The organism is Stenotrophomonas koreensis (assembly GCF_001431525.1).
In the GTDB taxonomy this organism is placed as follows: domain Bacteria; phylum Pseudomonadota; class Gammaproteobacteria; order Xanthomonadales; family Xanthomonadaceae; genus Stenotrophomonas; species Stenotrophomonas koreensis.
Genome location: NZ_LDJH01000002.1, coordinates 15,430 through 27,931, shown reverse-complemented (window position 1 = coordinate 27,931; position 12,502 = coordinate 15,430). Strand labels below are relative to the sequence as shown.

The 12,502-nt window shown below is 68.4% G+C and carries 10 protein-coding genes; 4 read left to right on the top strand and 6 right to left on the bottom strand.

Going from position 1 to position 12,502, the window contains the following annotated elements:
- Positions 1-84: 84 nt before the first annotated feature.
- Both cysK and ABB25_RS00410 read left to right on the top strand, forming a co-directional pair.
- Positions 85-1,044 carry a cysteine synthase A gene (gene cysK, locus ABB25_RS00415; RefSeq protein WP_057662099.1) on the top strand — a complete coding sequence of 320 codons (960 nt, stop codon included), beginning with the start codon at positions 85-87 and terminating at the stop codon, positions 1,042-1,044.
- Positions 1,045-1,190: 146 nt separating this feature from the next.
- Positions 1,191-1,796 (top strand): macro domain-containing protein, encoded by a 606-nt coding sequence (locus tag ABB25_RS00410; protein WP_057662095.1) that lies wholly within the window; start codon positions 1,191-1,193, stop codon positions 1,794-1,796.
- A gap of 67 nt (positions 1,797-1,863) precedes the next feature.
- Here ABB25_RS00410 and ABB25_RS00405 read toward each other — a convergent pair whose 3' ends face one another.
- From ABB25_RS00405 to ABB25_RS00390, 4 genes are all read right to left on the bottom strand, one after another.
- Positions 1,864-2,868, bottom strand: coding sequence for a class I fructose-bisphosphate aldolase (locus ABB25_RS00405; RefSeq protein WP_057662092.1), 1,005 nt, complete (start codon positions 2,866-2,868; stop codon positions 1,864-1,866).
- Positions 2,869-2,947: 79 nt separating this feature from the next.
- Positions 2,948-4,426 (bottom strand): pyruvate kinase, encoded by a 1,479-nt coding sequence (gene pyk, locus ABB25_RS00400; protein WP_057662089.1) that lies wholly within the window; start codon positions 4,424-4,426, stop codon positions 2,948-2,950.
- 174 nt (positions 4,427-4,600) lie between these two features.
- Positions 4,601-5,026 carry an energy transducer TonB gene (locus ABB25_RS00395; RefSeq protein ID WP_152980850.1) on the bottom strand — a complete coding sequence of 142 codons (426 nt, stop codon included), beginning with the start codon at positions 5,024-5,026 and terminating at the stop codon, positions 4,601-4,603.
- Between the two features lie 303 nt (positions 5,027-5,329).
- Entirely contained in the window at positions 5,330-6,508 is a 1,179-nt protein-coding gene (locus ABB25_RS00390; protein WP_057662083.1) for a phosphoglycerate kinase, read from the bottom strand.
- Positions 6,509-6,589: 81 nt separating this feature from the next.
- Here ABB25_RS00390 and ABB25_RS00385 point away from each other — a divergent pair, with 81 nt between their 5' ends.
- Positions 6,590-7,147, top strand: a complete 558-nt coding sequence (locus tag ABB25_RS00385) for a GNAT family N-acetyltransferase (protein WP_083488024.1) — start codon at positions 6,590-6,592, stop codon at positions 7,145-7,147.
- Positions 7,148-7,245: 98 nt separating this feature from the next.
- Complete coding sequence (locus ABB25_RS00380) at positions 7,246-8,298, top strand: pirin family protein (RefSeq protein ID WP_057662076.1); 1,053 nt, start codon at positions 7,246-7,248, stop codon at positions 8,296-8,298.
- Positions 8,299-8,355: 57 nt separating this feature from the next.
- Here ABB25_RS00380 and ABB25_RS00375 read toward each other — a convergent pair whose 3' ends face one another.
- Together ABB25_RS00375 and ABB25_RS00370 are read right to left on the bottom strand one after the other, a co-directional pair.
- Positions 8,356-9,696, bottom strand: coding sequence for a DUF3999 family protein (locus tag ABB25_RS00375; RefSeq protein WP_057662073.1), 1,341 nt, complete (start codon positions 9,694-9,696; stop codon positions 8,356-8,358).
- Positions 9,693-12,299, bottom strand: a complete 2,607-nt coding sequence (locus tag ABB25_RS00370) for a DUF2339 domain-containing protein (RefSeq protein ID WP_244477717.1) — start codon at positions 12,297-12,299, stop codon at positions 9,693-9,695. Before ABB25_RS00370 ends, ABB25_RS00375 begins: the two co-directional genes overlap by 4 nt.
- Between the last annotated feature and the right edge of the window lie 203 nt (positions 12,300-12,502).

Here is a 12,502-nt window from a genome sequence, read left to right as displayed (position 1 = left end):
CGTAACTTGCCAAGCAACGCTCACCTGCCCGCACTGGCCTGACCTGCACACTGCAGGCCCCGGCCCGGCCTTAGGGAAAACTGCATGGCTATCTACGACTCCATCCTGGACACCATCGGCGACACCCCGGTGGTCAAGCTCAACCGCATTGCGCCGGCGCACGTCAGCCTGTACGCCAAGGTTGAATCCTTCAACCCGGCCGGCTCGGTCAAGGACCGGCTGGCACTGGCGATCATCCTGGACGCGGAAAAGCGCGGCCTGCTAAAGCCCGGCGACACCATTGTCGAAGCCACTTCGGGCAACACCGGCGTGGCCCTGGCCATGGTGGCCGCCGCGCGCGGCTACAAGTTCGTCGCCACGATGGTGGAAACCTTCTCGGTGGAGCGGCGCAAGCTGATGCGCGCCTACGGCGCCAAGGTGATCCTGACCCCGGCCGCCGAGCGCGGCACCGGCATGGTGCGGCGGGCGCGCGAGCTGGCTGCCGAGCATGGCTGGTTCCTGGCCAGCCAGTTTGCCAACCCGGCCAACCCGGCCTTCCACCGGCAGACCACTGCCGCCGAAATCCTGCGTGATTTTGCCGGCAAGCGGCTGGACTACTTCGTTTCCGGCTGGGGCACCGGCGGCACCCTGACCGGGGTCGGCCAGATGCTGCGCGCCGCCCGCCCGGACACCCAGATCATCGCCACCGAACCGGCCGGTGCGGCCCTGCTCGCCGGCCACGACTTCAGCCCGCACAAGATCCAGGGCTGGACCCCGGATTTCGTGCCCGATGTCATCGACCGGCAGGTGTATCACCAGCTGCGCGCGATCAGCGATGACAAGGCCATCCAGACCGCCCGCCAGCTGGCCGCCGAAGAGGGCATTTTCGTTGGCATCAGTGCCGGTGCGACCATCGCCACCGCGCTGGAAGTGGCTGCCGAGGCTGCCGAAGGCTCGGTGCTGCTGGCCATGCTGCCCGATACCGGCGAGCGTTACTTCTCCACCCCGTTGTTTGCCGACATCAACGACGGTTCCGACGACGACTGGCTGGCCGGCCTGCCCTGACCTGCCCCTGTTCAGCAAGCTCACAGGCCGCCGCAAGGCGGCCTTTAGCGCTGGTCGCAAGCGGTGAGACCGCGCACCATCACGCTGTCGGCATGACTGAAAAAACTGTCACATCGCAATCATCCCGGGCAGCCTTAAATGCCCCCATGACTATCGAGATCCGGCATACCGACATCACCGTCCTGGCCGTGGACGCCATCGTCACTGCGGCCACCGCCTCGCTGCTCGGCGGCGGCGGCGTGGACAGGGCCATCCACCGTGCTGCCGGCCCCGGCCTGCTGGCCGAATGCCGAGCATTGCCCGAAGTCCGCCCCGATGTGCGCTGCATGCCCGGGGAAGTCCGGGTCACCGCCGGCCACGGCCTGCGCGCACGGCATGTGCTGCACACGGTCGGCCCGGTCTGGCAGGGCGGCAACCGTGACGAGGCCGCACTGCTGGCCAACTGTTACTGGAAAAGCCTGCAGCAGGCCGAGCAGCTGGGGCTGGAGTCGATCGCGTTTCCAGCCATCAGCTGCGGCGCCTATGGCTTTCCGCTGCACCAGGCCGCGCGGATTGCGGTGGCCGAATGCAGCAGCTGGCTGCGCAGCCACGCACTGCCGCTGCGGGTCATCCTGACCGGCTACAACGCCAGCACCGTGCAGGCACTGCAACAGGCCCTGCGCGAGGCCAGCGGCAGCCCACCGGCCGAAGCGGTGACCGCACCACCCCTGCTGCGCCCCCTGCCCGGCCTGCATCTGGCTTTCCCGCAGTAGCCACCGGTACAAGCAAAAACGCCGGCGCAAGGCCGGCGTTTTTGTCAGACCACAACGGCAGGCGGAATCAGCCTTCCCACTTGCCCAGCGCGGCCAGGCCGTTGGCCTTGGCGCGCTCGTACACGGTGGCCTGGGCCTTGGCGTAGTTGCCGCTCATGTCCTGGGCCCACAGCTTCAGTGCTGCCTGCTGCATCGCGCGGCCATAGGAGAAGCTCAGCGGCCACGGCAGCTTGTCCAGCTGGTTCATCGCATTCAGGTGCGCGGTGGACTGCTCGTCGCTCTGGCCGCCGGACAGGAACACGATACCCGGCAGGATCGCCGGCACGGTGGACTTCAGGCACATCACGGTGGCTTCGGCCACTTCTTCCACGTCCACCTGCTCGTCGCAATCCTTGCCCGGGATGACCATCGAGGCCTTCAGGATGGTGCCTTCCAGCACCACGTTCTGGGCGTACAGGGCATCAAACAGCGAGCGCAGGGTCGCTTCGGTGACTTCGTAGCAGGTCTCGATGTCGTGGTCGCCGTCCATGATCACTTCCGGCTCGACCATCGGCACCAGGCCGCATTCCTGGCACAGCGCGGCGTAACGGGCCAGCGCATGGGCATTGGCGTCGATGCAGGTGCCCGACGGCATGGACTCACCGATGTTGATCACCGCGCGCCACTTGGCAAAACGCGCGCCGAGCTTGTAGTACTCCTTCAGGCGCTCGCGCAGGCCGTCCAGACCCTCGGTCACCAGCTCGCCCGGGCAGCCGGCCAGCGGGTGGGCGCCCTTGTCGACCTTGATCCCCGGGATCATGCCGTTGTCGGCCATGTACTTGGCGAACGGCACGCCGTCCTTGGTCGACTGGCGGATGGTCTCGTCAAACAGGATCGCGCCGGAAACATACTCATTGAGCTTGGGCGTGGTCAGCAGCAGCTCGCGGTAGGCGCGGCGGTTTTCCTCGGTGTTTTCAATGCCGACGGCGGCAAAGCGCTTGGCAATGGTGGCGGAGGATTCGTCGATGGCGATGATGCCCTTGCCCGGGGCGACCATTGCCTGTGCGGTTTCAGCCAGCTGTTCGATGCTCATGGAGTTTCTCGGAAGGCGGGGTGCGAAGGAAGCGGCGATTATAGCCGCCCCCGCCCGCCTTTGCCCCGCCCCGCCGCGTTCACTCCGGGCCGTGCAGGCTTTCCAGCCCGACCGCCTGGCCATCGCTGCCCACCTGCAGCAGCCGCAGGGTGTTGGTCGAGCCGTGCACGGCCATGTTCTCGCCGCTGGTGAACACCACCCGCTCACCGGCGCCCAGCCGCTGCTGGCCACTGAGATGGGCAATGGCCGCGCGAGCCGCCTGCCGCGGGCTCAGCCCGCCGGTGTCCAGCTCGACCGGAAAGACATTGCTCATCAGGGCCATGCGCCGGCGCGCGGCCGCCGAGGCGGTGATGGCATAGATCGGCGCGGTACCGTGAAAGCGCGACAGGTAACGCGCGGTGCCGCCGGACTCGGTCATCGCCACGATCGCGCGCACGTCGATGTGCTCGGCCAGGAACATGGTGGCCATGGCAATGGCCTGGTCGGCGCGCTGCAGCCCACGCTGGGCCTGCTCGAAATTGGTGTCCATCTCGAACTGGCTTTCGGCCCCGGCGCAGATGCGGTGCATCGCCTCCACCGACTTGACCGGCCAGGCACCGGCGGCGGTCTCGGCCGAGAGCATCACCGCATCGGTGCCATCGAGCACCGCGTTGGCCACGTCCAGCACCTCGGCCCGGGTCGGCAGCGGGGACTCGACCATCGATTGCAGCATCTGGGTGGCGGTGATCACCACCTTGTTGCCGGCCAGCGCGGCCTTGATGATTTTCTTCTGCAGGCCCGGCAACTGGGCATCGCCGATTTCCACGCCGAGGTCGCCGCGGGCCACCATCACCACATCACTGGCGGCAATGATCTGCTCGAGATTTTCCACCGCCTCGGTGCGCTCGATCTTGGCCACCAGCGCCGCATCGCTGCCGGCCGCACGTGCCAGCGCGCGCGCGTCAACCATGTCCTGCGCATTGCGGCAGAAGGACACGGCGATGAAATCCACCCCCAGCCCGGCGACATAGGCAATCAGCTCGGCGTCGCGCGCGGTCAACGCGCCCAGCGAGAGCCCGCCGCCCTGCTTGTTCAGGCCCTTGCGGTCGGAGAGCACGCCATCGTTGAGCACCTGCGTGATGATCCGCGCCCCGTCCACAGCGCTGACCTGCAGCTGCACCAGGCCATCATCCAGCAGCAGCACATCGCCGGTGGCCACGTCCTGCGGCAGGCCGAGGTAGCTCACCGCCACCTGGCGGTCATTGCCCGGGCCCAGGCCGGCCTCGGCCACCAGGTCGAAACGCTGCCCGGCCCGCAGCGCGACCTTGCCGCCGGCAAAGCGTTCGATGCGGATCTTCGGCCCCGGCAGGTCGGCCAGGATGCCGACATCGGCGCCCAGTTTCGCCGCGGCCGCACGTACGGCCGCCGCGCGCGCGGCCTGCTCGGCCGGATCACCGTGGCTGAAGTTCAGGCGCACCGCATTGACCCCGGCCGCGATCAAGGCCTCCAGCACTCCCGGCGCATCGGTGGCCGGGCCAAGGGTGGCAAGAATGCGGGTGCGACGGGCGGTATTGGTCATTGCGCAGGCTCGTAAAGACAGAGCATCACGCTAGCACGCGCGGCCAGAACAGCAACGGGGCCAGCCCCCGCATGGCGGCAGCAAAAGGCAATATCGACAGCCGTGTCGATCAGGCGTCGCCCGCTGGGCGCCTTGCCCAGTGGGTCACCGGCGATATGCACCGACTGCGCTGGACTACAGCGCTTCCACCGCCACCGGTTGGCCCGGCGTGCCCGCACTGAAGCGGAAACGGTAGGACAGGCGAATCGCCAACGGGGTCACATGCGCACGGCCATCACTGCACTCAGCTTCTTCGCGCTGCCAGGTACACATCCCGGCGCCGAAAAACTGCCACTGCGCCACCGCCGCCAGTGCGGCATCGACGAACGGGGTAATGCCGGGTTGGCTGGCCGCCACGCAATCGGGCACACCTTCGAGCAGACGCGGTGAGTGCGCCGCGCCGTCTTCGCCAACCACAAACTCCACACAGACCGGCAGTTGCGCCGCCACCGCTGTAACCCCGGCCGGATACGCGGGAAGTGGCTGCCGGTAAGGCACTGCCATGACGAACTGTTGCTTGTCCTCCACCTGCGTGCGCTCCGCGCCCTCGGGCAGGATCATTTCGTGCGCACCCCGGTGCGCACGGCCTTGCCGGTACAGGCCACCAGCACCACACATGCCACCGCCATCCCTATTGCCTGCAACCGCATCGGTACTGCCCACCTGGCCAAGTGTGCCGCTGATCAAACATGCCCCTGATCAGGCCTGTTCCTGATCGGACGCCCAGACTGGATGAGCAATGACGGCGACACAAGCACGGCGATCACGCCCTGCGCATGCCGCGCTGGCGGCAACAAAAAACGGGCAGGCCCTGCGGTCCGCCCGTTGTGTGGCATGGCCCGTCCACTGTGGACGGGTATGTACTCAGCCGCCGCGTGCAGCCAGCGCCGCAACCGCCGGCAGGGTCTTGCCTTCCAGGAACTCAAGGAACGCGCCGCCGCCGGTGGAGATGTAGCTGACCTGGTCGGCGATGGCGTACTTGTCCACCGCGGCCAGGGTGTCGCCACCACCGGCGATCGAGAAAGCCTTGGAAGCGGCAATGGCGCGCGCCAGCGCCTCGGTGCCGTGGCCGAAGGCGTCGAACTCGAACACACCGACCGGCCCGTTCCAGACCACGGTGCCGGCCTTGGCGATCAGCGCGGCATAGGCGGCGGCGGTATCCGGGCCGATGTCCAGGATCATGTCCTCGGCACCGACCTGGTCCACCGGCTTGATCGTGGCCGGGGCATCGGCGGCGAAAGCGGGAGCGACGACCACGTCGGTCGGCAGCGGGATGGCCGCGCTACGGGCCTGCGCATCGGCGACGATCTGGCGCGCGGTATCGAGCAGGTCCAGCTCCACCAGCGACTTGCCCACGCTGTGCCCGGCGGCGGCGATGAAGGTGTTGGCGATACCGCCACCGACGATCAGCTGGTCGACCTTGCCGACCAGGCTGGAGAGCAGCTCCAGCTTGGTGGAGACCTTGGAGCCGGCCACGATCGCCAGCAACGGGCGGGCCGGGGCGGTCAGCGCCTTGTCCAGCGCGTCCAGCTCGGCCATCAGCAGCGGGCCACCGGCGGCCACCGGGGCAAACCGGATCACGCCATGGGTCGAGGCCTGGGCGCGGTGGGCGGTACCGAAGGCGTCCATCACGAACACATCGCACAGCGCGGCGTACTTCTTCGACAGCGCTTCATCGTCGGCCTTCTCACCCACGTTCATGCGGCAGTTTTCCAGCAGCACGACCTGGCCCGGGGCGACCTGGACGCCATCGACCCAGTCCTTGACCAGCGGCACCTCCACCCCGAGCAGCTCGGACAGGCGCGCGGCGACCGGGGCCAGCGAATCGGCTGCACTCCACTGCCCTTCCTTTGGGCGGCCCAGGTGCGAGGTCACCATCACCGCCGCGCCCTTGTCCAGGGCCAGGCGGATGGTCGGCAGCGAGGCGCTGATGCGCTGCTCGGAAGTGATCTGCCCGGCCTCGTTGATCGGTACGTTCAGATCCTGGCGGATCAGCACGCGCTTGCCGGCGAGGTCGAGGTCAGTCATGCGAACGATGGACATGGCAGGATCTACTTCACGAAGGTAGGAAAACGCCATTTTCGCCTGCGCCACCGGTTCGGGCAAACCACAGGAGCCACCGCGATGAGCCACCGCCTGCCACAACCGCAATTGCACGGCCCCCGACTGCACCTGCGCGAGGTCAACCACAACGATGCGCTGGCGCTGTATGCGATCCATTCCGACCCGCAGGTGATGCGCTACTGGAGCTATCCGGCCTGGACCCAGCTGGCACAGGCACAGGCCAAGGTGGAGGAAATCATCCGCCAGCGCCGCGAACAGGACATCCTGGTCTGGGCCATTGCCGAGCGCAGCAGCGACCTGCTGATCGGCACGGTGGCCGTATTTGCCTTCAACCGCGAACAGGGCCGCGCCGAGATCGGCTACAGCCTGCACACCGACTGGCAGGGCCGCGGGCTGGCCAGCGAAGCGCTGCAGCTGGTGCTGGGTCATGCGCTGCAAGAGCTGGGCCTGCGCCGGATCGAGGCCGATATCGACCCACGCAACCTGCGCTCGTGCCGGCTGGTGGAGAAGTTCGGCTTCGTGCGCGAGGGCCTGCTGCGGCAGCGCTGGCTGGTCAATGGCGAAGCCTGCGACAGTGTGATCTACGGGCTGCTGGCGCAGGACTTCATCGCACAGTGAATAATGCAGCAGCGCCATGAGCCGCGGCAGGCAGCCTGCCCGCGGGCAGATGGCCTTGTCCCGACCCGGCGCTGCCTGCCGGCTGCACTGGAGAGAACATGAGCAACCCGATCCGCGCGCGCAAACCCCTGTCCTCCCCCTGGCCGGCGGCCGACCCGTTCCTGTTCTGCGCCTTCCATCTGGATGCCTACCCGGCCAGTGACGGCGCCCAGGGCGTGCCCCGGCATCATCTGCGCGGCCGCGACCTGGGCAGTGACTTTTCCGGCCGGGATGGCTTCAGCCTGTACCACGGCGCGCCGATTCCGGGCTTTCCGGCCCACCCGCACCGCGGCTTTGAAACGGTGACCGTGGCCAAGACCGGCCTGGTCGACCACGCCGACTCTCTCGGCGCCACTGCCCGCTACGGCCAGGGCGATGTGCAGTGGCTGACCGCCGGCGGCGGCGTAATGCATTCGGAAATGTTCCCGCTGGCCAGCGCCAATGCCGACAACCCACTGGACCTGTACCAGATCTGGCTCAACCTGCCGCCGGAAGACAAGATGGCACCGGCCGCATTCAAGATGCTGTGGTCACCGACCATTCCGCATTACCGCCACCGCAATGCCACTGGTGCCACCGCCACGGTCACCGTTGTTGCCGGCGCCTACACCCCGGTGGAACAGGGCCCGGAACTGGTGCCGCCCGCCCCGCCGCCATCGTCCTGGGCGGCCCGTCCCGATACCGACGTGGCGATCTGGCTGGTGATCCTGGAGCCGGGGGCCAGCATCACCCTGCCGGCGGCGCGCGATGTGCGCAGCCTGCGCACCCTGTATTTCCACTACGGCACCCAGATCCGTGTGAACGGCGTGCCCTCGCAGGGCCAGGAACTGTACGAAGTGGATGCCGCCAGCACGATCGAGCTGCACAACGACGGTGCCGACGAGGCCCGGGTGATGCTGCTGCAGGGGGTGCCGATCCGCGCACCGGTGGCGGCGATGGGTCCATTCGTGATGAACACCGAGCAGGAGCTGTGGCAGGCCCGGGTGGACTTTGGCCGCACCCAGTTCGGCGGCTGGCCATGGCCCGAACCCGGCCCGGTGCATGCCCCGGGCCAGCAGCGCTTTGCACGCTATCCGGGCAGCAGCGAGGCGGACTACCCACCGGCCAGCTGAGCCGCAGATCCGATCATGGGGTGGCCAGTCCACCCCATCTCCCAATGGCGCTGGCGGTCAGTCTGCGTCGGTATCGCGGTGCCGGCGCAGCAGGTTCAGGCCCAAACCGGCCACCAACAGCGCGCCGACCAACAGCACGGCCCACAGCACCATGGTGGACCAGTCACGGGGCGGCCGAAGAGCCGCCAGCCCGGCCAACACCTGCTCCTCGCCCAGGCTGGCAACACCGGGCTGCCATGCGGGCCCATGGCGCTGCTGCATGATCAGCAGGGTGTCATTGACCGGAGCCGCCGCACGCTGCACCCGGCTGCTGCCGGCCGCCAGGCTGTAGGGCGCGGTTCCCTGCAGCATCCACAGCAATCGCTCGGGCCGGTAGCCCAGCATCAGCGTCGGCGTCGCCCCGGGCGCACCGGACTCGGCCTGCAGCCGCCACTGGCGGTCACGCACCCCGGCCTGCAGCAATGGCTCGGCCACACTGTCGGTGCTGTCCAGCTGGTAAGACAGCCAGGGCCCGGCACGCAGCTGCCAGGTCTGCCGGTCATCCTCACGGCTGCTCAGGCGCCAGCGCACCGCGCTGTTGCCCTCCACCACCACCCGCACGGCACTGACCGGATAGCGCCCGTCCAGCTGGAACAGCCAGCCATCGGGTGTGTGCGACTGCGCTGTCAGTTCGCGCCACTGCAGGTCGGCAGGCACGCTGGCGGCATCGGGCAACCGCGCCTGGATGGCGGTCAACGCGCTCAACTGGCCGCCATCCAGCGGCTGCAGCCGCAGATAACGTGCACCGCCAGCCAGGGTCAACTGCATCTGCGCCAGCTGTCTGTCTCCCTGCTCCACCGCCACCAGCTCGGCACGCGGCTGCAGCATGCGCCATTGGCGCAGGTCATCACTGCCCTCCACCTGCACGACCAGTTGCAGCGCCGTGCTGGAACGGTCCCAGTCCAGGCGGATCTGTCGTGCGCCATCGGGCAACGCGCTGGCATCGACCAGCCAGCGCGTTGGCGTGGCGGACGCCGCTGGTGCCTGGAGGCGGTTGAGTACATCGGTCACGCGCCCGTGCGCATCGCGCCGTACCAGCACACTCAGGTCATCGCCCTGGCCGGCCGGACTGCCCGGCAGCACGAACCACGGCAGGCTGCGCCACTGTGCCGCCATCGGCTGCTCGGCAGCGGCCTGCAGATTGGCCGGCAGCTGCAGCCCATTGGCATCGAGCACCAGCAGGTCACTGGCATCGTGGCGGGCAATGCCGGCATACACGGCCGGGGTCAACGCCACCTGCTGGATGGCTTGGGCCGCCGCGCTCGGCTGCAGGGGCCACTGCCGGTCCAGGTCCTCGCGCAGGTCCTGGCCAAGCGCCAGGCCAGGCAGCAACAAGGCAGTCAACATCAAGGCTTTCATGCAGGTTCTCCACTGGTTGAAGCGCGGCCACGCGGTGGCACCGGTGCAACGTAACCGACCACCGTGGCCAGCAGGCCATAGCCAATGAACGAGGCAATGCCGAGCAGGTTGCCCAGATGGCCGCGGTCCACCAGCAACAGCTTCACCAGCACCACCGCCATCAGGACCGCACCAGCCAGCCAGAGGCTGCGGTTGCCGCGGCGCGAACCGACTATCCAGCCGGCCATGCCCAGCACACTCCACAACAGGGTCAAGCTGGTCTGCCCGGGCACCGAGCTGCTCACGCCGGCCCAGCCCACCCCTCCCAGATGGTGCACCGCGCGCAGCGCCGCCATGCTCAGCAGGGCCAGTACGGCCAATGCCGCCAGGCCGGCCTGCTGGCGTGCCGGCAGCAGCGTCCGGTGGTGTTCCCGGAACCACAGCACGGCCAGCGCCAGCGCCGCACCCAAGCCCAGCTCCAGCGGATTGAGCAAGGGCAACCAGGGCAGCGGAGCGGCATCACCGCGGACCATCAAATGCAACAGCCACCAACAGCCCAGGACCACGGCCACCACCCCTTGCAGCCAGCTGCGTCCATCGGCGTGGGCCTCATGCAGCGGCTCCACCATCCAACGCCAACGCCACTGCAGCAGCCCGGCCAGCAGCAACCAGGGAAGGATCGCCGCCAGCGCGCGCCAGCTTGCGCCAAGCGCAGTTGCGCCTACCACCACCCACAGGCACAGGCCAAGGGCGGTGGCCCACAGCAACCACCATGTGGTCTGGGCCAACAGTGAGATCAGTCCGCTGCCGTGACGCAGGCAGTGCAGGCCGCGCAGGCCCGCCACCAGCACCACCGCCCAGGCCAGACCGCCCCAACCGGCGAACGGCTGCTGATGGGCATCGGCCTGCAGCAGCATCAACGGCAGCAGCAACAGCAAGCCCGCCAACGCAGTGATGCGCAGCTCCGGCAGCGGCCATCGGCGCCATGCCTCGGCCGCCAGCCAGGCGCTGAGCACCGCCTGCACCAGCAAGGCATCGGCGCGGTTGACGAGAGCAATGAAATGGAAAATTTCCCATCCCACCGCCAGCGTCAACCAGCCCAGTGCCCATGCGTAATACGTGCGCGTCAGTGGGTGCCGCACACGCAGGCAGCACAGGTAGCTCACCGAGCCGGCCAACGCCAGCAGCAGGGCGCCGATGAACACCGGGTTGAGCACCGCAATGCCCGCGCCGCCTGCATCACTGGCCGCCACCAGCCAGGCAAAACCGGCGGCCAGCTGCAACAGGCCGCCGGACAGTTGCGGCAGCAGGCGCTGCTGGCGCAGGCCCAGCCAGACCAGGGCCGCGCCTTCCAGGGCGAAGACGCTGGCCGTGGCCGAAGCCGACAAGGCCAAGGGCACGGCCAGGGTGGCAAAGCCCACTGCCAGCACGGCCCAGCACTGGGCCAGCGCGCGGTAATGGCCACGGCCGATGAATACCCAGGCCAGCAACGCGTAGACTGCCGCCATGCCCAGCGCGCACAGGGCCAGCGGCATGGCGTCGGTCAGCAGCCCGGCCTGCAGGCCGAAGGCCACCAACGGTGTGCCGAACACCAGGGTGCCATCGATCCGGTCGCCGGCCTGCGCCGGCTGGCGCCGCGCATACAACAGCGGGATCAGCAGGTAGAACGCAAAGAACAGCACAACAAAGGGCTGGGTGCTGGCGTAGTGCTCCGGACGGTAGTCCAGCACGCCCCACCAGGTGCCAATGCCGAAGGTGAAGGCAAACCCGAGCAGGTTGAGTACCCGCCACGGCCGCCACCAAGCGATGGCCAGCACGCCCAGGTTCAACAGCGCGTAATAGCTGAACAGTGCGACATGGCTGCCGCCCCCGGTGGACAGCCAGACCGGGGCCAGGAAACCGGCCAGGATGCCCAGCACGGCCAGGGTGCGCGAATGCTGCAACACCGCCAGCAGGCACAGCCCGGCCACCAGCAGCACACTGGCCAGCAACGCCGGTAGCGCATCGATCAGGCCGTGCAGGCGGAAGGCGGCAAATACGGTCAGCAACAGCGCGCCGATCGCCCCGCCCTGCAATGCCAACGCAAACAACGGGCGCAGCAGGCGCTGGTGCCAGCCAAAGCCCAGGGTGGCCAGTGCGGCAGCGCCCACCCCGGCCAGCTTCAGCTCGATCGGGGTATTGAGCAGGCCCTGATCACCCAGGTACTTGAGCAGTGCGCCCACCCCGGCCAGCAGCACCAGCATGCCGACCTTGACCGGCACATTGCCGCGGCTGAACCAGTCGCGTACGTGGCCGGCAGCCGTGGCCCACCAGGATCGGACCGATGCAGGTGCAGGTGCGGGGGCTGGAGGGCTTGCAGACGGTGGGGCGGCGGGTTCCGGGGCCGGCGCCGCGGCGGCCATGAACGGTGGCAACGGCGGCGGGGCGGCAACCGATGGCGCTTGGGCGGGATCGGCAACGCGGACGGTTTGCTCGGCGGCCAGCACCGACGATGCAGGTGCCCGCTGCGCCTGCTCAAGCAGCTGCAGCCGGTGCTCCAGGCGCGCAACCCGCGCCAACAACCTGACAACGCCGGCCAGTGCCAGCACCAGGACCACAATTCCCATCAACATCCACAGTGCCATTTCCCCTCCCTGGCCGGTAAACCACATTTCAGCACCATGCCGATGCCGGCGACCCAGCATGCTACACGGGGCAACACTGCGGCGAACGTGCGCTCCAGCCCGGTACGCAGGCTGGCTCCCGCCTGCGCCACGGCCACTGGCCGGAAAAGCACAACCCCCGGCAGCGGGCCGGGGGTTGCAGGAGCAATCGGGTTTTCAGCTGG